Annotated in this window: 31 protein-coding genes; 11 read left to right on the forward strand and 20 right to left on the reverse strand. The window is 41.7% G+C overall.

Annotated features, from left to right (window positions below; all coding sequences use genetic code 11):
* Nucleotides 1-183 precede the first annotated feature (183 nt).
* From HOO90_RS06115 to HOO90_RS06140, 6 genes are all read left to right on the forward strand, one after another.
* Nucleotides 184-477, forward strand: a complete 294-nt coding sequence (locus tag HOO90_RS06115; RefSeq protein WP_292840870.1) for a DUF5710 domain-containing protein — start codon at nucleotides 184-186, stop codon at nucleotides 475-477.
* Nucleotides 478-493: 16 nt separating this feature from the next.
* Nucleotides 494-820 carry a hypothetical protein gene (locus HOO90_RS06120; RefSeq protein WP_292840873.1) on the forward strand — a complete coding sequence of 109 codons (327 nt, stop codon included), beginning with the start codon at nucleotides 494-496 and terminating at the stop codon, nucleotides 818-820.
* A gap of 266 nt (nucleotides 821-1,086) precedes the next feature.
* Nucleotides 1,087-1,569, forward strand: coding sequence for a hypothetical protein (locus HOO90_RS06125; RefSeq protein ID WP_292840876.1), 483 nt, complete (start codon nucleotides 1,087-1,089; stop codon nucleotides 1,567-1,569).
* A 124-nt stretch (nucleotides 1,570-1,693) separates the two neighbouring features.
* Complete coding sequence (locus HOO90_RS06130) at nucleotides 1,694-2,191, forward strand: BON domain-containing protein (protein WP_292840879.1); 498 nt, start codon at nucleotides 1,694-1,696, stop codon at nucleotides 2,189-2,191.
* Nucleotides 2,192-2,232: 41 nt separating this feature from the next.
* Nucleotides 2,233-2,385 (forward strand): entericidin A/B family lipoprotein, encoded by a 153-nt coding sequence (locus HOO90_RS06135; RefSeq protein WP_292840882.1) that lies wholly within the window; start codon nucleotides 2,233-2,235, stop codon nucleotides 2,383-2,385.
* Between the two features lie 53 nt (nucleotides 2,386-2,438).
* On the forward strand, nucleotides 2,439-2,624 hold the full coding sequence (locus tag HOO90_RS06140; protein WP_292840885.1) for a hypothetical protein: 186 nt from the start codon (nucleotides 2,439-2,441) through the stop codon (nucleotides 2,622-2,624).
* Nucleotides 2,625-2,709: 85 nt separating this feature from the next.
* On the opposite strand, the gene HOO90_RS06145 is transcribed toward HOO90_RS06140, so the two are convergent.
* Genes HOO90_RS06145 through HOO90_RS06155 form a run of 3 tightly spaced genes read right to left on the reverse strand, consistent with a single transcriptional unit; the run spans nucleotide 2,710 to nucleotide 4,440 of the window.
* Complete coding sequence (locus HOO90_RS06145) at nucleotides 2,710-3,447, reverse strand: phosphatase PAP2 family protein (protein ID WP_292840888.1); 738 nt, start codon at nucleotides 3,445-3,447, stop codon at nucleotides 2,710-2,712.
* 52 nt (nucleotides 3,448-3,499) lie between these two features.
* A complete protein-coding gene (locus HOO90_RS06150) occupies nucleotides 3,500-4,048 on the reverse strand; it encodes a cytochrome b (protein WP_292840891.1) in 549 nt (182 codons plus the stop codon).
* A gap of 50 nt (nucleotides 4,049-4,098) precedes the next feature.
* Nucleotides 4,099-4,440, reverse strand: a complete 342-nt coding sequence (locus HOO90_RS06155; protein WP_292840894.1) for a BON domain-containing protein — start codon at nucleotides 4,438-4,440, stop codon at nucleotides 4,099-4,101.
* A gap of 473 nt (nucleotides 4,441-4,913) precedes the next feature.
* Here HOO90_RS06155 and HOO90_RS06160 point away from each other — a divergent pair, with 473 nt between their 5' ends.
* From HOO90_RS06160 to HOO90_RS06170, 3 genes are read left to right on the forward strand one after another with little or no spacing between them, the layout of a single operon-like run.
* The gene (locus tag HOO90_RS06160; protein ID WP_292840897.1) at nucleotides 4,914-8,111 is read left to right on the forward strand and encodes a PAS domain S-box protein; all 3,198 of its coding nucleotides are present in this window, start codon (nucleotides 4,914-4,916) and stop codon (nucleotides 8,109-8,111) included.
* 12 nt (nucleotides 8,112-8,123) lie between these two features.
* Nucleotides 8,124-8,975, forward strand: a complete 852-nt coding sequence (locus tag HOO90_RS06165; RefSeq protein WP_292840900.1) for a response regulator — start codon at nucleotides 8,124-8,126, stop codon at nucleotides 8,973-8,975.
* A 35-nt stretch (nucleotides 8,976-9,010) separates the two neighbouring features.
* Nucleotides 9,011-9,778, forward strand: coding sequence for a Crp/Fnr family transcriptional regulator (locus HOO90_RS06170; protein WP_292840956.1), 768 nt, complete (start codon nucleotides 9,011-9,013; stop codon nucleotides 9,776-9,778).
* On the opposite strand, the gene HOO90_RS06175 is transcribed toward HOO90_RS06170, so the two are convergent.
* The 17 genes from HOO90_RS06175 to HOO90_RS06255 form a co-directional block, all read right to left on the reverse strand.
* Nucleotides 9,775-10,260 carry a DUF2127 domain-containing protein gene (locus HOO90_RS06175; protein WP_292840903.1) on the reverse strand — a complete coding sequence of 162 codons (486 nt, stop codon included), beginning with the start codon at nucleotides 10,258-10,260 and terminating at the stop codon, nucleotides 9,775-9,777. The genes HOO90_RS06170 and HOO90_RS06175 overlap by 4 nt on opposite strands.
* A gap of 88 nt (nucleotides 10,261-10,348) precedes the next feature.
* Nucleotides 10,349-10,897: a lipid IV(A) palmitoyltransferase PagP gene (pagP, locus tag HOO90_RS06180; protein WP_292840905.1), complete on the reverse strand. Its 549-nt coding sequence runs from the start codon at nucleotides 10,895-10,897 to the stop codon at nucleotides 10,349-10,351.
* 127 nt (nucleotides 10,898-11,024) lie between these two features.
* Nucleotides 11,025-12,290 carry a sorbosone dehydrogenase family protein gene (locus tag HOO90_RS06185; protein ID WP_366928746.1) on the reverse strand — a complete coding sequence of 422 codons (1,266 nt, stop codon included), beginning with the start codon at nucleotides 12,288-12,290 and terminating at the stop codon, nucleotides 11,025-11,027.
* 11 nt (nucleotides 12,291-12,301) lie between these two features.
* Nucleotides 12,302-12,460: a DUF3309 family protein gene (locus tag HOO90_RS06190; RefSeq protein ID WP_292840907.1), complete on the reverse strand. Its 159-nt coding sequence runs from the start codon at nucleotides 12,458-12,460 to the stop codon at nucleotides 12,302-12,304.
* A 28-nt stretch (nucleotides 12,461-12,488) separates the two neighbouring features.
* The gene (locus tag HOO90_RS06195; protein ID WP_292840911.1) at nucleotides 12,489-12,794 is read right to left on the reverse strand and encodes a hypothetical protein; all 306 of its coding nucleotides are present in this window, start codon (nucleotides 12,792-12,794) and stop codon (nucleotides 12,489-12,491) included.
* Nucleotides 12,795-13,092: 298 nt separating this feature from the next.
* Nucleotides 13,093-13,317: a glycine zipper 2TM domain-containing protein gene (locus HOO90_RS06200; protein ID WP_292840914.1), complete on the reverse strand. Its 225-nt coding sequence runs from the start codon at nucleotides 13,315-13,317 to the stop codon at nucleotides 13,093-13,095.
* A 217-nt stretch (nucleotides 13,318-13,534) separates the two neighbouring features.
* On the reverse strand, nucleotides 13,535-14,035 hold the full coding sequence (locus tag HOO90_RS06205) for a hypothetical protein (RefSeq protein ID WP_292840917.1): 501 nt from the start codon (nucleotides 14,033-14,035) through the stop codon (nucleotides 13,535-13,537).
* A gap of 45 nt (nucleotides 14,036-14,080) precedes the next feature.
* The gene (locus HOO90_RS06210; RefSeq protein ID WP_292840920.1) at nucleotides 14,081-14,680 is read right to left on the reverse strand and encodes a DUF892 family protein; all 600 of its coding nucleotides are present in this window, start codon (nucleotides 14,678-14,680) and stop codon (nucleotides 14,081-14,083) included.
* A 55-nt stretch (nucleotides 14,681-14,735) separates the two neighbouring features.
* A complete protein-coding gene (locus HOO90_RS06215; protein WP_292840923.1) occupies nucleotides 14,736-14,996 on the reverse strand; it encodes a hypothetical protein in 261 nt (86 codons plus the stop codon).
* 76 nt (nucleotides 14,997-15,072) lie between these two features.
* Nucleotides 15,073-15,390: a hypothetical protein gene (locus HOO90_RS06220; protein ID WP_292840926.1), complete on the reverse strand. Its 318-nt coding sequence runs from the start codon at nucleotides 15,388-15,390 to the stop codon at nucleotides 15,073-15,075.
* A 22-nt stretch (nucleotides 15,391-15,412) separates the two neighbouring features.
* Nucleotides 15,413-15,649 carry a CsbD family protein gene (locus HOO90_RS06225; protein WP_292840929.1) on the reverse strand — a complete coding sequence of 79 codons (237 nt, stop codon included), beginning with the start codon at nucleotides 15,647-15,649 and terminating at the stop codon, nucleotides 15,413-15,415.
* 194 nt (nucleotides 15,650-15,843) lie between these two features.
* Nucleotides 15,844-16,158 (reverse strand): DUF883 family protein, encoded by a 315-nt coding sequence (locus HOO90_RS06230; protein ID WP_292840932.1) that lies wholly within the window; start codon nucleotides 16,156-16,158, stop codon nucleotides 15,844-15,846.
* A gap of 114 nt (nucleotides 16,159-16,272) precedes the next feature.
* A complete protein-coding gene (locus HOO90_RS06235; RefSeq protein WP_292840935.1) occupies nucleotides 16,273-16,485 on the reverse strand; it encodes a hypothetical protein in 213 nt (70 codons plus the stop codon).
* Between the two features lie 70 nt (nucleotides 16,486-16,555).
* Nucleotides 16,556-16,693, reverse strand: a complete 138-nt coding sequence (locus HOO90_RS06240; protein WP_292840938.1) for a lmo0937 family membrane protein — start codon at nucleotides 16,691-16,693, stop codon at nucleotides 16,556-16,558.
* A 31-nt stretch (nucleotides 16,694-16,724) separates the two neighbouring features.
* Nucleotides 16,725-17,066: a BON domain-containing protein gene (locus HOO90_RS06245; protein WP_292840941.1), complete on the reverse strand. Its 342-nt coding sequence runs from the start codon at nucleotides 17,064-17,066 to the stop codon at nucleotides 16,725-16,727.
* A 239-nt stretch (nucleotides 17,067-17,305) separates the two neighbouring features.
* Nucleotides 17,306-17,770, reverse strand: coding sequence for a hypothetical protein (locus HOO90_RS06250; protein ID WP_292840944.1), 465 nt, complete (start codon nucleotides 17,768-17,770; stop codon nucleotides 17,306-17,308).
* A gap of 58 nt (nucleotides 17,771-17,828) precedes the next feature.
* Nucleotides 17,829-18,857 (reverse strand): hypothetical protein, encoded by a 1,029-nt coding sequence (locus tag HOO90_RS06255; RefSeq protein ID WP_292840947.1) that lies wholly within the window; start codon nucleotides 18,855-18,857, stop codon nucleotides 17,829-17,831.
* A 476-nt stretch (nucleotides 18,858-19,333) separates the two neighbouring features.
* Here HOO90_RS06255 and cls point away from each other — a divergent pair, with 476 nt between their 5' ends.
* Together cls and HOO90_RS06265 are read left to right on the forward strand one after the other, a co-directional pair.
* Nucleotides 19,334-20,623 (forward strand): cardiolipin synthase, encoded by a 1,290-nt coding sequence (gene cls, locus HOO90_RS06260; protein ID WP_292840950.1) that lies wholly within the window; start codon nucleotides 19,334-19,336, stop codon nucleotides 20,621-20,623.
* 8 nt (nucleotides 20,624-20,631) lie between these two features.
* Nucleotides 20,632-21,368 (forward strand): hypothetical protein (locus HOO90_RS06265; protein WP_292840953.1); only part of this gene is annotated, 737 nt, incomplete at its 3' end.

Genomic DNA, 21,368 nt, shown 5'->3' on the forward strand with positions numbered 1-21,368 from the left:
TTAATAGTTCCACGGTGATCACTCCCATTCTCCTGCTCATAGGTTGAGCAGAATAGTATCGGTACGTGGGTCAATTTCTAATGCAATTTATATCGCTAGGTGGGTCAATTCTGAGTGCAACTCAACAGTTGAAAGTCTTTATTTGTCTTTGCCAAACGCATGAGCTGAAACATTAGGAAACATATGATTGCAACAACTAACATTAGTCTAAAAGTACCTTTTAACGAGAAAGATCAAGCCAAAGCCCTTGGGGCACGCTGGAACGCCGAAGCGAAGCATTGGTATGTACCGCAAGGTGTTGAAGCGGCACCATTTGAAAAATGGTTTACAAACGCACCAATACAAGCGCCCGCCCACCCTTCTGGTAAAGTGGATACGCAAGCAAACATAGTAACTAAACAGAATCAGCCTATTGATGACGACATTGATGCCATTAACGCAAAATTACGTGATGCGTATGAATCTTATGAAGATTGAGCTGTTTTCATAAAACATGCCTCGCCATAAGCATCACAACGTTTACGTCATCGAGTTATCCAAGGATGTTCTCTTTGAAGGTAAATTCAAGAAATGCAACCCAAATTACATTTCGGGCAAGCCTTGTGTTTATGTCGGTATGACAGGTTTGGACCCTGATGTGCGTTTTGATAAGCACAAGGCGGGTATTCAGTCTAACCGATACGTTAAGCAATATGGCCTGCGACTATTGCCTGATCTCTATGAAGGTTTTAATCCAGTAAGTTACGACGAAGCTACTCAGCTTGAAGTTGAAATTGGCGTTGACTTGCGAAGTGCTGGCTTTGGGGTTTGGCAGGCATAAACTATTTGGCAGAAGTTGCTTTCATTCTGCCTGAATATTTAATATTTCGCACTACACCACATAAGTAAATCTAAAGGCGTTTAGCAATTCGGTCTAAACCCTACTCATGCAAATATTTCCCTACTATGTGCGACATCGTACAGAACACCTTAGCCCAAAGGTCTATCTTGAATAGTGAAGTTTAGCGCGTTTTACTGAGACGCTTTTCTTAAGGTAATCGCTTATAGCGTGTTGCTACTTACTATTTATTTACAAGGATGACCATCATGAAGTACACCACTAAACTTTTACTAGCTAGTGTTATTAGCTCGATTGCATTTCTATCAATAAATAATAGCGCCTATGCGGAAGCTGAAAATGCTCAAAGCACTCAAAATATTAGTGAAGTCGCCTACCTGAACGGCGGTATCGGCCAAGAAGAATCTTCAGAAATAAGGTCTAAAGCTGGTAGCTTTAATTTACGACTTTATTTATCAGAAGGTAAGCCAGGGCAGTCAATTACGAATGCTCAAATTACCGTAACAGATAAAAATGACAACGTAAAATTAAATATCGCAGATGGTGGGCCAATGCTGTTTTTACATCTTGAAAATGGACGCTATAAAATTAGTGCGCAACACAATGGCATCACAATTTTAAGAAATGTTGTTATTGCCAACCACCGTGGCACCAATGTGTATCTCAACTGGAAAAATCTAGAGGCGGACACAGAAGCAAGCGTTGATGAAGTGCAATCTCAAGCAATTTAATGTCATTCTTTTTAACTCATGTGCTTTAGTAGGCTATGTTAGTTAGCGCACAGACTGTATTACCCCTTGCAACCTATTCTAACCATGCACTTCAATTTTTACATTATCAACGAGGGAACACACCATGAAAAATTATACAAAATTTAAATCATCCATCCTACTTATTGCTTTGGCAATGAGTTCACAAGCTTTTGCATTAGATGATGTCGGTGATTCCGGCTACACCACTGCTTTCAAGGGTTTAGATGCTGACAACAACGGCACCTTAACTAAAACCGAAGCCGGAAAAGAAAAATTATTTGCCAAACACTTTAATGTTGCTGACAAAGACACCGATGGCACGCTAGATGAGCAAGAATACACAGAATACAAATCAAACGCTGAAAAGAAAACGGTAAAACGCGTGGTTAAAGATAGTGTTATTACGTCAAAAGTAAAAGGTAGCTTATTAAAAGATGAAAGCTTAAAAAGCTTAAAAGTAAGCGTTAAAACAAATCATGGCGTTGTATTGCTAAGTGGTTTTGTTGAAACTGAAGACCAAATTGCACAAGCTGGGAAGATTGCAGCCGATATTGAAGGCGTAAAATCTGTTGAAAATAGCTTATTACTTAAAAAAGAATAAGCTCAATAAAGTCAATTTGCTTTTAATTCAGGAGATTAATTATGTTTAAGAATACATTTGTGTCGCTGCTCACTGCATTTTTTATTATTGGCACGGCTGTTAGCATCACCGGCTGCAATACCATTGCTGGTGCAGGTCAAGACATTGAAAAAGGTGGAAAAGCCGTTAAAGATGAAGCCAATGAGCATAAATAATGCGTATTTGCTTTGTATTAAGACGCGCTAATTAATTTAAAAAAGGATTCGTCATGAAAAAATTATTACTCGTCACCTTAACCTTCTCGATGCTTGGGTTAAGTAGTTGCTATCTTGGCGTTCATGATGATGGCTATGGAAGAGATCGAGGGCATCGAGACGATAATAGCCGCAACAATCGACGTGATGAACACAGAGATGATCGCGGTGACAAACATGACGATCGCGATAGAAAGTAAATGTTAACGTAATAAATCGATGTGCCTTAGCATTAAAAAATGTTAAGGCACTTTTTGTTTGCGCGTTATCTCTCAGAGATTAAAGTTATAAATTCACACGTTTAGAACCACGTAAAGTAACTAAAGCATTAATAGCCAAAGGGATGAATGCGCCAATACAGGCTGCCGTTAACACATCGGTAGGCCAGTGTACCCCCATCACTAATCTTGATAGTGCAACTACGCATATCCATAACACCGCAAGTGTAAGCCCCCAACTTTGTGCTGCTGGCCAGACACGCCTCAGGCAAAGCACCAGAGAGGTAGCAAATGCTGCAACTGCTAGCGTATGACCACTAGGGAAACTTGAACCCCAATACCATGCAGTATCCCACAACGCAGGTCTATTACGGTTAACCAGCATTTTAATATAGTAGATTACCGCCGCCCCACAAATGGAGGAGCTTGCCACCAGCAGCGCTTCATAGCGGTAGTTTGTATATAAAAACACTACAGTTGCGAGAATGGTAAGCGGAAATAAAACCATGGCAGAACCAGAATAGGTCACTACCTCAAAGAAACCAACCGCGGCAGTGGGCACATGGCTATGCACAAAAAGTAAGATTACCGTGTCGACAGTCCCTGATTCACCACCTAGTACATCTTCACTTACTTTAATGGCCGTGACAAGCAACACAAATACGAATAGTGTTACTAAGCGTCGTTTATCCAAGGATTCAGACCACTGCGGTTGATAGCGCCGCACATAGAAACCTAAAATTAAATAAATACTTGCAACGATTAAGACTAACTCAGTAATTTCTTCGACAACTTTAAACAGCATGCATGCTTATTCCATAGTAACTATTAAACCAATTAATTTGATTCGTTGGATGTTATTTTCGCTTAGGAAGTATGCGCAACAAGGTGTTGTCTCGCACCACATAATGATGAAATAAAGCCGCCGATGCGTGTAAGGCGATAAGGAAATAACCGATTGTGCCACCAGTCTCGTGTATTTCTTTGATTTGATCAGCGACTTCTTTATTTTTTGCTATAAGTGCAGGTAATTCCAAGTCAAAAAATGGAATGGGCTTTCCGGCAGCACTAAGTAACAACCAGCCGAGCATGGGCAAAGCAATCATCAATAAGTACAACGCAAGATGTACTGATTTAGCTAAAAAATTCTGCCACGTAGCAGGTTCTGGGGTGATTCGTGGAATGGGCGCAGAAATCTTGGCAAAAATGCGTACCCATACCAAAACAAACACAGTTAAGCCCAACATAAAATGCCAAGTTTTTAAGGCTTCGCGCGGGTCGCTACCTTTGGGGTAAAACTCACGTAATTCAATACAAGCATAAACCGCTATAAGTAACAATAACATGAACCAATGCAGGCCAATCGATAATGATCCATAACGTTCATTCGTATTCTGCAAACCCATTTTATTGCCCCTTAATATCTAAAATTTACATTCATAGGAATTTACACAACTCATTTGACTTTAGCAACCAGCTCATCATGAATACTATGTACGCCTTTAACATTTCGAACTAACTTATCTATATAGTCAATCTGATTGTGATTATCAACAACTCCAGTAAGGCGAACATCCCCTTTAGTAGTAACAACCATGATATCAAAACCTTTTACTTTATCATCTAGTAGTAATGCCTTTTTAACATTTGCAGTCACTTCGTCATCTTGAATATTAATTTCCGCACTGGCAACTGGCTCAAATTGACTAGACGCTTCTTGCGGTTTATTACAAGCAGTAATCATTGTAATGCCTAAAAAAGCCGTTATTAGAATCAATAATTTTTTGCGTATTATCATTTTTACAGTCCTTATCATAACAAAGCCATCAAATAACGGCTCAACATCTCATTATCATTTGATTCGCAATTTTTGTATGTGCGCTAACTAACACAAGCCTCTGGCAAATAAATAAAAGAAATAGATTAATTCTATTTAAATACATAGTTATGTGTGTTATCGCACAGATACACAATTGATTCTTCTGCATTATCTCTAGACTTGGTTATTTAGCAGCGATTAATGAGCAGAATCGTTAACTGTTTGTAAAGAATCTAAACATAATGCTCATTTAGCGTGTATAAGGGTATTGGGAAAACTTTATACTTTAAAATACACCTCAATCACGTTTAGCACAGTTATCGCTTAGGCACTTCAAATCTAAGGTTGGTACGCGCAAAGCAACTCTTGTGGCAAAGTTAGTCATAAAAATACCGACATCTCATGTGCCCTCCAGTCATGCGAAACATTGCTTATAAATAGGTTCAATTTACTTGAAAAATTTACACAGATATAGTTACTTTATTGCACTGGCGGCCATGTTAGTGCTGGTAGGGGTAACAGTCTCAATCTGGTCGTTTAATCAGATTCAATCGACCGCCGATGCACGAAGGAATGATGCTGAAATACTGGCAGAGGCTAACGCCCTGCTCTCTTCATTAAAAGATGCGGAAACCGGTCAGCGCGGTTATTTATTGACGGGGGATCAAACTTTTTTGCAGCCCTATTTAGCCGTGCGTAACACTATAAGCGACAACCTAAATCATCTAAAAAAAATTAACTCCAACAAGTTGGCGGATATTCATTTAAAAGCGATAACGCCATTGATAGATGCAAAAATGCTGGAATTGTCACGTCTTATTGATTTACGCAACAACACAAGTATTACTGCAATGACCGCAGAAATCAGTACAGGTAAAGGCAAGCAATTGATGGATTTAATTCGTGCTGAGATGCTGGCATTTACGAAAATTCAACAATACGAAATGGCAAAAAAGGACGCAACGCTACAATCAAATATGCGTCGCATGTTTAACCTCATTATGATTGCTGGCTTAGTTTGGTCACTACTAGCTTCAGCCTTTATTTATATGATCTATCGGCAATCCCAACAAAAGCTTAAGAATTTAGTGCATGTCGAAACGCAACATTTACTTGAAACTCAGGAGAAAACCAATAAAGAACTGCAGAGAGTTAACACTAATTTACAGGACAGCCAAGAAAAGCTCGCGGTGACGCTTAATTCGATTGGCGATGCGGTTATCACTACCGACGCTGAGGCATGTGTAATGCTACTTAATCCACTTGCAGAGCAATTAACTGGCTGGTCCGTTAAAGAGGCTGCCGGACGCCCCATTGCTGAGGTATTTACGATCATCAATAAAGAGAATCGTTTAGCCGCAATGATTCCAGTGATGGAAACCCTTTCGCATGGCACAATACAAGGGCTCGCTAATCATACGGTACTCATTGCTCGCGATGGTAGCGAATGCGACATCGCGGATAGCTGTGCGCCAATACGTGACCGCGATGGGCAGGTAATTGGTGCGGTGCTTGTGTTTCGCAATGTTACGAAGGAGTACGCAGTTCAACAGGCGTTGCATGACTCTTCGGTGCAAATTCAAACCATACTCAATACGGTCGCCGATGGCATCATCACCTTACATGCACAGGACGGTGTTATTGAGACGGTCAACCCAACCGCTTTACGAATGTTTGGCTTTAGCACTGAGGAACTTATCGGACGAAACTTTAGTGAGCTTGTGCCAGAGTTGGATCAAGAAAAACGTAATGGCTCATTAGCGCATTACAGTGCGAGCGATGAAGCACGTGCCGTCGGCCTTGGTCGCGAAGTGATCGGTTGGCGTAAAGGCAATATCCCTTTCCCTTTAGAAATTGCCGTGAGTGAAATGTGGTTGGGTAAAGTACGCTACTTTACCTGTATCTTGCGCGACATTAGCACACGAAGACAGGCAGAGGAAGCGCTGGTCAAGTCTGGGGCATTACAGCGCGCCATTTTTAATAGCGCAAATTTTTCCAGCATCGCCACCGATGCCAAGGGTGTGATTCAAATTTTCAATGTAGGTGCAGAACACATGTTGGGCTATTCTGCGGCAGATGTAATGAACAAGGTCACGCCAGCGGAAATTTCCGACCCTGAAGAAATAATTGCACGTGCTGAAACATTAAGCCTTGAACTCAATACTACAATTAAACCTGGCTTTGAGGCGCTTGTATTTAAAGCCTCGCGTGGCATTGAAGATATTTATGAACTGACATATATTCGAAAAGATGGAGGCCGATTACCTGCGATGGTTTCAGTAACCGCCTTACGTGACGACCTTAACAACATTATTGGTTACCTGTTAATTGGTATTGACAATACTGTACGCAAGCAAATTGAAGCGGAGCGCAGCTTACTCGACCAAACTCTGCAAGTGAAGAATGCCGAGTTAGAGCGTGCTCGACAAATCGCAGATAAAGCGAATCTGGCTAAATCGGATTTTCTCTCAAGCATGAGCCATGAGTTACGCACCCCGCTTGGGGCAATTTTGGGGTTTGCACAATTAATAGAATCTGGAACGCCACAACCAACGGCAGATCAAAAGAAAAGTATCGATCAGATTCTTAAAGCAGGTTGGTATCTACTGGAGTTAATCAATGAAGTGCTCGATTTAGCGTTGATTGAGTCTGGCAAACTGTCGCTATCACTTGAGCCCGTTTTCATGAAAGATCTCTTGCTCGAATGTGAGGCGATGATTGAGCCTCAGGCACAAAAGCGTGGTATCGACGTGACGTTTAGTTATTCTGAAGTAGCACATTGCGTAAAAGGTGATCGAACCCGGATAAAACAAGTGATAATCAACCTCTTATCAAATGCAATTAAATACAATAGAGAAAATGGCTTGGTGACTGTAGTTTGCGCATTAAGCAATAACAACGCACTGCGAATTAGCGTGCAAGATACGGGTGCGGGGCTTTCTAGCGACCAGCTGGCACAACTATTTCAGCCTTTTAATCGACTTGGCCAAAACAATAAAGAGGAAGGCACTGGCATCGGATTGGTGGTTTGTAAGCGTCTGATTGACTTAATGCATGGCAAAATCGGCGTTGAAAGTTTGGTCGGCCAAGGTAGTCTGTTTTGGATAGAACTTGACTTAATAGAAATAGGTTTAATAAAAACAGACTTGGCCGATTTAAACACAGAAAAGGCAGTGTTAATCGAGGCACATCCGTCAAAAGTAGCGCTTAACGAAAAGCAAGCTATTGCTGCAAACGTAGTCGAGGTGCATTTACATACCCTACTCTATGTCGAAGATAATCCCGCAAACCTCATGCTGGTCGAGGAGATTATTGCCCGTCGTCCGGATATTCGCTTAATCAGCGCAATCAATGCAAGAAAAGGCGTCAAACTCGCACGTGCAGAGCTACCCGATGTGATCTTAATGGACATCAATCTACCTGGTTTGAATGGTTTTGAAGCGTTCAACTTGCTTAGCGATGACCCACAAACAGCGCATATCCCTGTTATTGCACTGAGTGCAAATGCCATGACGCGTGATATTGAAAAAGGCCTAGAGGCTGGCTTTTTTCGTTATCTAACCAAACCAATCAAAGTCGCAGAATTTTTGGCGACATTAGATCTGGCAATAAAATTTTCAGAAGAACAAGCGGCTATTATCGCACTATAAGGAGAATGCACCATGATTGAAGAATCAGAAATTCTTAACGCTAGCATCCTGATTGTGGACGATCAGGAATCCAACTTAAGCCTGTTGGAGCAATTGCTGAGCGCCGCTGGCTATACTTCGGTCAGTTCAACAATCAACCCAAAAGAAGTGGCTGATTTGCACAGTAGACATCATTACGATTTAATTTTACTCGACTTGCAAATGCCAGAGATGGATGGCTTTCAGGTCATGGAAGCGTTAAAAATCGATGCACAAGATGCCTATTTACCCGTACTGGTGCTGACAGCGCAGCCAAACCATAAACTACGCGCATTGCAATCTGGTGCTAAAGACTTTATCAGTAAACCTTTTGATTTGGTTGAGGTAAAAACGCGTATTCACAACATGTTGGAAGTGAAGCTTTTATACAAAAAACTCGATAATTACAACAAAGAATTAGAACAAACCGTGCTAGAACGCACGGCAGAACTGCGTGAAAGCGAAGCGCGATATCGTAGTTTGACAGAGCTTGCATCAGACTGGTATTGGGAGCAAGATGAACAAATGAAGTTCATAAAAGTATCTGGCCCCGTGCGTGAGATGCTTGGCATTCAAAATGATTCTTTGCCTGCAGATTCAAGCCTAAATACTATTGATTCAACAGGTTGGCATGAGGATGAGCGTAAACTACTTCAAGAAACAATTGTTGCAAGGCAACCATTTTTAGATTTTGTGTTTCACCGCACCAGCCCCGATGGTTCCCAGCGCAGATTTCAAGTTAGTGGCGAGCCGATGTTTGATAGTCAGTGTAGGTTTATTGGGTACCGTGGTATTGGCGTTGAGTTGACTGGAAAATACTTCGCTAGTGAGAGCAGTCAACGATGATGTCGATAGCAAAAAATTCACTTCAAACGCATGTAATGCAAAAAGAGGCTATACCTAGCAGTTCCAAAGTCGCTAAACTGAACAATCCAAATCCCAATCAAAATCATCTACTTGCGGCGCTACCCACCGCCGAATTCGAGCTATTAGCACCACATTTAGAACTAGTTTTTCTGCCCTTAGGTGAGATGCTCTATGAACCTAGCATGCAATTGCAGCATGCCTATTTCCCCACCACCTCGATTGTGTCGCTGCATTATGTGATGGAATCTGGCTCATCGGCAGAATCTGCGGGGGTGGGCAATGAGGGCATGGTTGGCATTTCATTGTTTATGGGCGGCGACACCACTTCAAGTTCCGCTGTGGTACAAACAGCAGGCCAAGCCTATCGGCTTGAACGTCGTATTCTGAAGCAAGAGTTTGATCGTGGCGGTTTTTTGCAAGGCTTATTATTGCGATACACCCAAGCACTGATGACACAGATGTCGCAAACAGGTGCTTGTAATCGTCACCATTCCGTCGAACAGCAATTGTGTCGCTGGCTATTGTTAACGCTGGATCGCATGCCGACCAGTGATTTAATCATTACACAAGAGTTGGTAGCAGGCATGCTGGGAGTTCGTCGCGAGGGCATTACTGAAGCGGCAGGCAATTTGCAACGCGCTGGCTTAATCAATTATCGACGCGGTCATATTTCGGTATTGGATAGAAATGGCTTAGAGAAACACGTTTGCGAGTGCTATGCCGTAGTGAAAAAAGAAATGAATCGCTTATTGTCTGATCAGCAATATCGACAAGATACCTAATATCGTAATGCTGTGAGACGGCGCCATCTAAGCCGGTAAATCATAAAAGCCACAACGGCAACATTGGTTGATAGCAACAAAATATTCAATATACTGGCATGTTTTATTAGATGGCTAACCTCAATGGGTAAATAAATTGCGCCTGAAACCGCTGCCAGCCATTCTGCCCATGCGTACTTTTTCCACAAACCATAACTTTCAACAAAGCGCACCGCAGCATAGCCGTAAGCCAGTAAAACCAGTGCGCGTAGATCTTCATTATTTAACAGGTCGGTATAATCGAATAACGTTTTAAAATAATGTGCATCTGCATCAAGATGAAAATAGCCAACCAATAAAGCAGCCATTTGACGTATATTTTGATGCGTAAAACTGAGTAATCCAAAACTGGCTATAATCGCAGCGAATCCTTTTACTGCCTCAAAAATGGCAATGGCACGCAACATCTTATGATGATGCACAGGCAAATTGGTAGTGGGCATATTAAGCATTCTTGAGGCAATCATTAAATTGAGTTTTTGTTATTTTTCAGAATGCAAGTTTAACAAACAATCAAAAAAAATCAGCCTGTTACTTTAGTTGCCAGCGTAACCAAGTAAACAATATATTGCCATGTTCATTACCACCAAGAATGTAAGTGGATTGCATCGCCAATTGCTTATAAGCCACTGAAAAGACTGGCGCAATCACTGGAATTGGAATGTAGTTTATATCTTGGCGCATGGTCAGCCCTAACGTGTAGCCAGCGCCCAAACGTACATCCTCTGCAGGGCGCCATACTTTCTGAAAGGCATAGCCCGCCACTGGCTCAATAGCATTGTTAGAATCTTCAAACGCCATCACGTAAAGCGCATGCCAGTCGCCCTCCTCATCAAAACGGTATTTACCTACGCCTATACCCCACGGCCGCTCGTTAAATGCATCAATCTTTTCTTTGGGGTAGAAATTACGGTTATGCCAAGTGTTGACGGGGATATAAAGTTCGTAGTCTTGTGATTGCCAGGTTTGCGATAAAGAATCTTTAATGCCTGACCACCAACTCAGGTTGCTAGAATCTTCGGCATAGGCAGCAGACGAAATAATGATAAAAGTAAGGAATGTTACAAACCTGTAATTCAATTGATATCTACTTTTTATTTTTTTAGTTTTCATCTATTGCTGATCATTCCATTTTAGCCGTTACACGCCAAATAACATTACCCACATCGTCTGCAACTAGCAATGCACCTTGTTGATCTAATGCCACTCACACGGGACGACCATAGGCCTTTCCATCATCACTGAGAAAGCCAGTTAATACGTCTAAGGGCATACCCGATGGCTTTCCATCATTAAATGGTACAAAAATTACCTGATAACCACTAAATGGTTTGCGATTCCACGAACCGTGCTGTCCAATAAACATACCATTTGCAAAGCGTTCAGGTAAGCTGGTTCCAAACGAAGCTGCTAACCCAAGAGATCCGGTATGCGCACCTAGTGCATAGTCTGGCACAATTGCCTTGGCAACTTGCTTCGCTTGCTGCGGTTGCACACGCGTATCCACATGCCGCCCATAATAACTATAAGGCCAACCGTAAAAATTGCCATCTTGTACTGAGGTTAAATAATCAGGAACTAAATCATGACCAATCTCATCGCGTTCATTCACCACCGTCCATAATACTTTACTCTCAGACTCCCAAGCCAAGCCGTTCGGATTACGCAGACCAGATGCAAAAATGCGGTGTTTGGATGTTTTGATGTCGACTTCCCAAATAGACGCTCTGTCAATTTCTGCTTCCATACCATTTTCTGCAATATTGCTGTTAGAACCTACCGTAACGTACAATTTAGTACCCTCTAAGTTTGCAATAATGTTTTTAGTCCAGTGATGATTAATCAAACCTGCTGGTAAATCAACTAGCTTTTCACCCGGAGCTGAAATTTGCAAATCGCCACTGTGATAAGGAAATTTAACCACGGCATCTGCGTTGGCAACATAAAGAAAGTCTCCCACAAGCGCCATACCAAAGGGTGAGTTTAAGCCAATTAACAGTACAGAGCGCACATCAACTACCCCATCACCATTGGTATCACGCAAAAGTGTGATGCGATTAGGGCTAGGTACACCAGCCCCGGCCCTTTTCATCACCGACTTCATGACCTTTCCTTTAATGCCTCTTCCATCATTCGGCTTAGGCGGCGAGTTTGTCTCAGCAACAAGCACATCGCCATTGGGTAATACATACAACCAGCGCGGATGATCTAAGCCACGCATAAAAGCAATAACAGTTAACCCGCTTGCGGCTATAGGTCTTGCGCCAGGTGCCCAACCGATAGCAGGTGCGATATGTACTGTTGGAATTAACGATGGATCTGGTGATGGTAAGGTTGGGGTTGGCCCTATGCTGGCCGAGATAGGTACTTTAGTCGCTAAACTACAAGCTGATAACGCGAGAAACAATAAGAGAATCAACAGCCAACATAAAGGCTGCTGAATTATCTTTATATGACAATTAACATCTGTCATTGCATGACTTATTATATTCGGCCTAACAACACCAGTATAATCAGTATGACAACCACCAATCCCAACCCACCACTCGGGCCATAACCCCAGTTTTTGCTATGTGGCCAGCTCGGAAAAGCACCAATCAGCATTAATATCAAAATTATCAGTAGTATTGTTCCTAAACTCATCATGCTCTCCTTAAATCAATAAAAATTATTAGTTTGCAGGTGCTGGTTCTGCAGGTGGGGTAATAATGACTGTGGTGTTTTCACCAGCCTCACCAGTATTGCCCTTGTTACCTTGATTGCCTTGATCTCCTTGAATACCCGCATCACCCTGAACACCAGTATCCCCTTTGTTACCGTTAATGCCTTGCGTGCCTGATTCACCATCTTTACCCGCTGGACCAGCAGGGCCAGGCACTACAACTGTTTCAGCGGGGACGTTTACTACTACTGGTTTATCGCATGCTGTTAAAAATAGTGTAGCTACTAATGCCGACAACAATATTGAATTTTTCATCATCAATCCTTTTAAAAAATGAAGAGATACGAACCTTATAAGCGTTCATAATTAAAACCAATTCGATTTGGTAATCAAATTTGGCAGTCGATTAAGCTTACTGTAAGGTCAAAATTGGTTCTGTACGCTGTCGCACATAATCACTTATTAAGAAACGTATTATTTAAGATTGCGAATCATTATCTACAATTACAGTACGATGAAAAATTGATGCGCCCTTTCATTTGCAATCCTAAAAAATATGCATAAAAAAACCGCACAGGCCATATAACCTGTGCGGCTTGTCAAAGCATTCATACTACTTCTTATCTTTACCGATCTGATTGCCGATAACACCACCAACTGCAGCACCACCTATTGTGCCCAAAGCACCACCACCAGTTAATACCGCGCCTGCAACGCCTCCAACACCAGCGCCGATGGCGGTATTTTTGTCGCGAGTAGACATACCACTGCATCCACTTGTACCAACTAAAACAGCAAATAAAATGGAAATCATTGAAAATCTATATAGTTTGTTCATCACATCACCTCTTAATTTAACAAAATTCTTTATGAAAAATTCATTTTTTCGACCTGCTATCAACGAACTGTTATTTTGAAATATCAAAATGTATAGCCGTCTGAATTAATGCCTACTTTCTAATAACAGAACTTAGATAAGTCTTTGTCATTGATCGTAGTATCTTCCATAATTTAAGCGGGGTCTGTTCGTTAGAGCACGCTCGTAAAAATTATGTTTATATAATCTGACGTCGATGCGACTTCATTATTTTACGAATTTTATTCACTTCATAAAACGGCACTGTCACCATCATCAATATCTCACCCACATCGATTCTGCTTTTGTAGCGTTTTAAATCGGAATTAAATAAATTAACGCCAAGCAATGCTGCACCCAGTGCCACGGAAATTGCTCCAATAAGAATGGTAATCGTCAACACCACGTACCAATGCGATTCAGTGTACCAAAGAGGTGACTTAGTCACCCAAGGGGGAAACTTCAACACATACAAGCCCGCTAGCAAGCCAAAGCCAGCTCCCATCAGAATTCCACGTTCACCCTCATGAATGATATTGGTTTTTTCTAAAGCAGTCGCCGCTTGCAGATTGCCAAGGTTAATACTAGGCTTAGCCACAAAATGGATACAATCCTCTTTCACGCTAGCTAAAATTAAATGGTCACGTGCTTGATTCGCTGCTTTCATATCTGGTAATAGAAATTTTAATTTTAATTTCATCGCGACGTTATCCTTTGCATTTATGAAAGTTAACTATTGGCAATACTACATCACCAAACCCGTCATCTCAGGTCGAATGTTGTCAAGCAGTGAGGCTAGATCATCGGCATGTTCTTCCTCCATCGCCAGAATCTCCTTGAGCAGCTGCTGAGTCGTTGGGTCAGCGTCGGCTAGGTAGGCAATCATTTCACGATAACTTTCAATCGCAATGCGCTCCGCGATTAAATCTTCCTTAATCATGGCATTCAATGAGTTTCCAGTTATATACTCGGCATGACTGCGTTCACTTAAGCCATTGGGCGAAAAATCAGGCTCGCCGCCTAATTCAGTGATACGCTTGGCAAGCCTATCCGCATGAGCCATTTCTTCATTTGCATGCTGAAGAAATTCAGCTTTGACGGATTCAGAATGAATGCCTTTTGCCATAAAGTAATGGCGTTTATAACGCAAAACACACACTAATTCTGTGGCCAGCGCTTCATTTAAAAGCTTAACCACCACTTCTCTATTGGCAGCATAGCCAGAAGTGACTGCGCCAGCCTCAATATCCTTGCGGGCACGAGCACGCAAGCTCTGAATGTCACTGAGCCCAACTAAATCGCCTGTGGCAATGTGTGATACCTTATCCTGCATTGTTCGTGACATTTTTAATCTCCTAATACTGTGTTAGCTATTACGCTTGAATACGACTGCGCCGAATCTATATAACATCCAACTTTTGAGAATATGAAGGATGGTGAATTACGTGTCGAATATCGACTATATTTTTTAACAACACTTGTAACTCTGAAAGTTGGCTGTCAGCTAACACTTTAATTTCACTAAACGTTTTTTGCGCTTCAGTCACCTCACCATGCAGCGCATCATTTCTATCGTCTGACTGAATATCCAAATGCTCTTCGTGTGGCTTGGCTTGACCTTTAAGCTCTGTCCAACCACTATTAATGCGGCTTATACTCATGTTTATTCCTAACCAGTTAGTTTTAGTAAGTTTGCAACTGATATTAAAAAATCCATTCCATTAGTCTTGATAAGCGCTAAATTTGACGTGTCCTACTAAAGCGTGAAGTTGGCTCCTCAATAACTGGCATAGCGCTCGATTGATTAAATCTATCCTTGAGTTGAGTAGCAATTTTCGGCAGTTTTAAATCATTTGGCGCAATCGCTTTCAACTCTTTTTTGGATGCAATCAGGATTGTTTTCACTCCCGCAGATTCAGTAACAACGGTTTTATTTAACCGTTGTGAACCAACCACTGCCGAGTGATTAAAATCTTCACTTACAACAAATGCAAAACCAAAAAATAAGGTAATGGCTAAGATTTTAGTGTTGAGATTCATTTTATTGATAAGCAAGAGATTTGCGGTTGTTTAAACTTTAATGAGGCTTGGTCTCTTTGCCACACCAATTCGCATGGGTTTGCTCAGCCTGCCATTGCGCCAGTTCTTTCTCTACGTCATCCTTAGCGGTGCCATATACTTCCTGAATTTTTCCAGCCAGTTGGTCGCGTTTACCTGCAATCACATCTAACTGATCATCCGTAAGCTTGCCCCACTGTTGTTTAACATTTCCTTTTAATTGTTTCCAATTACCTTCAATTTGATCCCAGTTCATTTGTATTCCTTTTTCATTGATTTATAACGGACTATTACCGCCAAGAGTAAAACAAATGTTATAAGCAATTTGCTTGTTAACTATTCGTCTTGTGATGGTTAGATTAAATTGACCAGCTTTATTTTTCCGTCTGTTAACGCACATTGTGCGCATTAAAATTAAGAATAATTCTTGCTGTTAGGTTCATTAAAAAACTAGCGACGACCAATTAGTAAACCCACAACTGCACCAACGCCAGCGGCCAGTCCAATAGATCGCCATGGGTTTTCGTGCACATAAACATCGGTAACTTTAGCGGCTGCTTTTGACCTTGCCAGCACATCGTTTTGCGCATCCAGTATTTTCGCTTTTGCTATTCCCAGTGAATCTTGAGTTTTGGCGCGAATTTCGGCCAACTTTTCACCGCCAGTATTGGCAGTTGCTTTTAATAAAGCCTCAGCATCGGCTACAACAACTTTAAATTCATTGATTAAATGGTCTTTATTAAACTGATCTGCAAACTTATCCATGCTTATCTCCACTATTTATTTGATTGGTACTAGTTATTTGGTTGGTATTAGTAATTTTTTTGATATATCTAATATGATTTGTTATCAATGACTTACATTTTAAAAAATCGCGCGTTATTTACGCGCTAATAGCAAAAATGCACCTGCCACGATTGCCGCCACGCCTGCCCAAATGGGCACATTCACTTGCTCTGTATCCTTTACTGACAGTTCGATCGGGCCGATTTTGGTCTGATGAGTTTCTTTGGTGTAAGAGAACCCACCGTAAATCAACCCAAGTCCACCAGCGACAATCAGCACAATAGCCAGCATCTTGATTGCGTTCATCTCATCTCTCCTATCATGATTAATTTTCAATAGAACTGTTTTACTAGTGCATCTTCATGCACTAGTAAAACTATCGGCCAATAAATCGTACCAACACCATAACAATGGCGATAACTAAAAGTATGTGAATAAAGCCACCCATGGTGTAAGACGAAACAAGGCCTAGCACCCAAAGAATCAGTAAGATAACTGCAATTGTTTCAAGCATTTTTGATTCTCCTCATTAAGTAAAAAGTGGATTACTTCACTTTAAGTCGCATATCATTTTTAACTGAAATCACCCCTTTAACATCTTTGGCAACAGCAACGGCATGATTGATATCTGCAGTGGAGTTAACAAAACCACTTAGTTGCACGACACCTTTAAAGGTTTCTACATTGATTTCTGACGATTTTAAAGTTTCGTCATTTAATATTGCCGCTTTTACTTTTGCAGTAATCACGGTATCGTCAAAGTATTCCCCTGTACTTTCTTTGCTAGAGGTTGAGGCGCCTTCGTTCTTGCTTGTTGAAGCACAACCAAGTGTGGTCGCCAATAGACCTGCCACAACAATGGTAGATAAATATTTAAGTTGTTTCATCGTGTTACTCCCTTTAAATTAGACCTGAATAGGTACTGAAAAATGCGTCTTTTCAATTTGAACTAGATGCATAAGTAAGCTAAGAATGGACTTTTATGAATAAATACTCCGTACGGTAACGCACATATTGCGAGTATTTTTTAAACTTCACGTAATTTAGTAAGGCGAATTAAAATCAAGCTGACAAAAAAATACCCCCATTTTATGGGGGTATTTTTTAGAGGTTGCAGTGTTAGATTTTAATGTCCACGGTCGCGCTCATTGCCTCTGCCTCGGTTGCCATGTTTATTCTTTTCACGATGATCATCCCGGTAGTCACCGCCTCGATGGTCGTCACGACGGTCTTCTTGATAACCACCATGATGTTCCCGGTATCGAGGTGCATATTCGTTGTTATACCAGCCATCTTGTACAAAATAAACACGCTCACCGCATGCATTATATCGATGGCAATGCTTACGCCAGTATTTTGCATGTGCTGGAGGCACACGCATGTAAATAGGCTCTCGCTCAACATAGACACGCTCGATAACGCGAGGCTGACGATAGATTACTCGCGGTTGCGGATAGGGGTAATCGCCAATATCGATACGGCCGTAAAAGCCTGGTTGACCGACACTGACAGACACCCCAACATCTGCTGCCAGTACTGAGGTACTAAGTGTTGTGGCTAAAATCACTAATGCTAGGTTCAAGTGCTTCATATTGAATCTCCAAATTGAATTAAGTAGTAATTTTTATTTTATTAAATTCCCAAAATTTCTAGTTTCGCTCATTACGGCTTTCGCCTATTTCTTGCCAACGATTTTGGTTGTTAGACGGATTATTGTTTTGCTGCCTGTTTTTTTGGCTTTGTACTTTTGGTTCACTCTGCTGGCGTTGTAACACTTCTTGACCTTGTTGTGGCCTAGAAGCGCTATTCTCATTATTCCTTTGTTTTTCGTTGCTATTAGGTGGTCTTTCTAGCCTTACGCCTCCATCTTCAGGCGCCCGTGAACGTGGTGAGTCAGTTCCATCTGGCCGAGCCAGTTCAGGATGTTGTGGCGATACAGAACGCCTATCCTCTTGCTGATTAGAATCCCTGTTTTCAGACGGTCGTTGGTTTTGCTCTTGGCGATTAATTTCTTGGCGATTATCGTTCTGTCGATCATCCCTCTGGCGATTTCCTTGCTCGGTCGGTGGTCTTGGCGTTGCTTGCCTTTCCTTATGATCTCGCGCTTGAGGGTCTTTAGCCTGAAAATCATAATTCTTATTATGCAGATCACGTTGTCGCTCTACTTGTCGCGGGTAATGGCTACCTGAATATTGTCTTTGGTAGGCTGGCAAGGGTGCAGGTGCAGGCGTATAGCGACGATCCCATCTATCCCAACCACTTCTGCGCTGACTCCAATCACGGCCCCAATGATTGCCCCAACGTGGCGGCGCATCATACTGCCAGCCAATGAAATAAGTTGGCGGCAGGCGGTAGTAACGCACAGGAATTCTTAATATAAACAGAGGCACATCCTCAGGGTAAACTAACCACCAAGGGCCGTTATACCAATTGCTTTCATACCAATTATCATTTTGATAGACCCAGTACGATCCGTCATAAAAGAAGAAATTTGCCTCCATGCTTGGCGCGTAATAAACTGGGTAACCAGGCACAATCACAAATTCAGGATAGGCTGGCACATTAATGCCTATATTCACATGCGGCAAGCCAATACCAACACTAACTTGCACATCAGCATGCGATGTAGAACTGAACAGTAACGCGGCTAATATAAATACATTGCGGATTTTTAACATATCAACACTCCAATCTGTTTACTTTCAATAAAATTGCGTTCGTGCGTAACCATGTAAACTGGCTTTAGAACTTGCATCGTAGTGTTCAAATTCAAACTGCTCCGTTCGTTATCGCACATATGCTATAAACACTCAGTCATTGCACTTTTCTATAGACTCAACATGCTAAGGAAACTTGTATTTAAAACTAACAATAAGTGCGCTAACGCACATATAGCTTTTAACAATTCAGCTACGATTAACTTACTGGTCGCATTGATAAATTAGAAAAATAAAATAGATATGATTTAAAACGTTGTTGCTTATAAAAAGTTTACAAGCGTTTAAATTAGCTCCTTACAATAACTTGGGGTGATGTTGTGTACATAAAAACGAAATGTTTGAGCATCTTTACATTCGCTACGCTGCGATGTGTCACATTCATAGGCTTGGCAGTTTTAACTGGTTGCGCTTCAATTCCAAGAATGGTGCCAGACATGGCAATGCAATCGCATCATCCCGTGCAACTCGATGGTGCGCACGGTGCCTTAAGCGCTAAACAAAGTAGTGCAATACTAGCCAAGCTGAAAAAAAATGGCGATGAAACAAATATCTTCGAGAAACACTTAGCACTGGAGGCTGAAATCGTAGGTAGCCCACTGGTTGTGGGCAATAAAGTGGAGCTGCTCATCGATGGTCCGACTACTTACGATGCAATGTTTTTAGCCATCGATAACGCAAAAGACAGCATCAATATGGAAACCTACATTATTGAAAATGATGAAATTGGCCAGCGCTTTGCAAAACTATTAACCAGCAAACAAATTGGCGGAGTACAGGTTAATCTTATTTACGATAGCGTAGGTTCAATCATTACACCAAAAACGTTTTTTGTACCATTAATCGAAAGTGGGGTAAATGTTTTAGAGTTCAATCCCATCAATCCACTCTATGCACGTAAAGGTTGGGATGTGAACCGGCGCGACCATCGTAAATTACTCGTAATTGATGGACAAACGGCTTTCATTGGCGGCATCAATATCAGCAGCGTGTATTCTAGCGGTTCGTTTGGCAAGTCTAGAACCAGTAAAGGCGAGCAACAATGGCGCGATACGCATTTGCGCATCAACGGCCCAGTCGTTAGTGAATTCCAGAAACTTTTTATGGCTACTTGGACTGAACAGAATGGCCCAGAATTAGCGGCTAGAAACTACTTCCCCGAACAAAAAAATCAGGGAAACGAGGTTGTACGTGCCATCGGCAGTTCGCCAGAAGAAGCCTATAGCCAGATTTATGTCACCTTGCTCTCCGCCATCAATAGCGCTGAGACAGCAATCTCGTTAACCAATGCATACTTTGTCCCCGACCCACAATTACTTAGCGCGCTAAAAGAGGCAGCACAACGTGGCGTCGATGTTCGATTATTACTCCCCGAGAAAACAGATTCCGTCATGGTGTATTACGCTTCTCGTTCCTTTTACGATGAGCTTCTGCTAGCTGGTATTAAAATCTATGAGCGACGCAATGCCTTACTGCACGCCAAAACGGCCATGATTGATGGCGTCTGGTCGACTATTGGTTCAACTAATTTAGATTGGCGTAGTTTTACCAATAATCAGGAAGTGAATGCTGTCATTCTTGGGCAAGATTTTGCTTCGCAAATGCAAACCATGTTCGAGAATGACCTCGAGTCTTCAACACTCATTACTCTCGATGCATGGCGTGAACGTAAACTTAGCGCAAAAGTTAAAGAGAAAGCCGCACGATTATGGGCGCGCTGGTTATAATTAAGCGTATGAATTTAAAACTTAAAATGCTGAATCAGAATTTACACAATTTTTGGCAATCTAAGGCCTGCATATTTAAACCTGCCACAGCTTTTTTTATGTGCTTTTTCATCGCCTGTTTCAATCAAACTAGTGTTGCCGCTCAAACAAAAAATGCGGCAAACGAGTTAAACAGCAAATACACCGAATTAACTACTCAACTGCAAAATAATCAATTTAATCGCCCACTCTATCTAAATTCCATTGAAAACCCAAATGATTTAAAAGGTGAAATTTACGCTGTGGTGGATTATCCATTCAACAAAGTAAATGCTGCGTTGAACAATCCGGACCACTGGTGCGATGCCCTAATATTGCATATCAATGTTAAATATTGCCATGCTGCCAGCAATAAATCCGAGCGTGTATTAACCATGAATATTGGCAATAAGGTTGAACAGGCTTTGGCTGATGCTTATCGGATTGATTTAAACTATCGCAACGTATCAACAGCATCAGATTATTTTGCAGTTGAACTTAGTGCGGCGAGTGGGCCTTTGGGCACGAGTGATTACCTGATATGGATTGAAGCAACGCCGTTAAATGAAAGGCAAACTTTTCTGCACTTCACTTACGCGTATGCTTTTGGATTAGCCAGCAAGCTGGCCATGAAAACCTATCTGGCAACAATCGGCCGCAATAAAGTTGGATTTACCGTAAATGGCAAATTAAGCGATGGACAACCAGCCTACATTAAAGGGATTAG

This window comes from Methylotenera sp., assembly GCF_013141425.1.
Taxonomy (GTDB): domain Bacteria; phylum Pseudomonadota; class Gammaproteobacteria; order Burkholderiales; family Methylophilaceae; genus Methylotenera.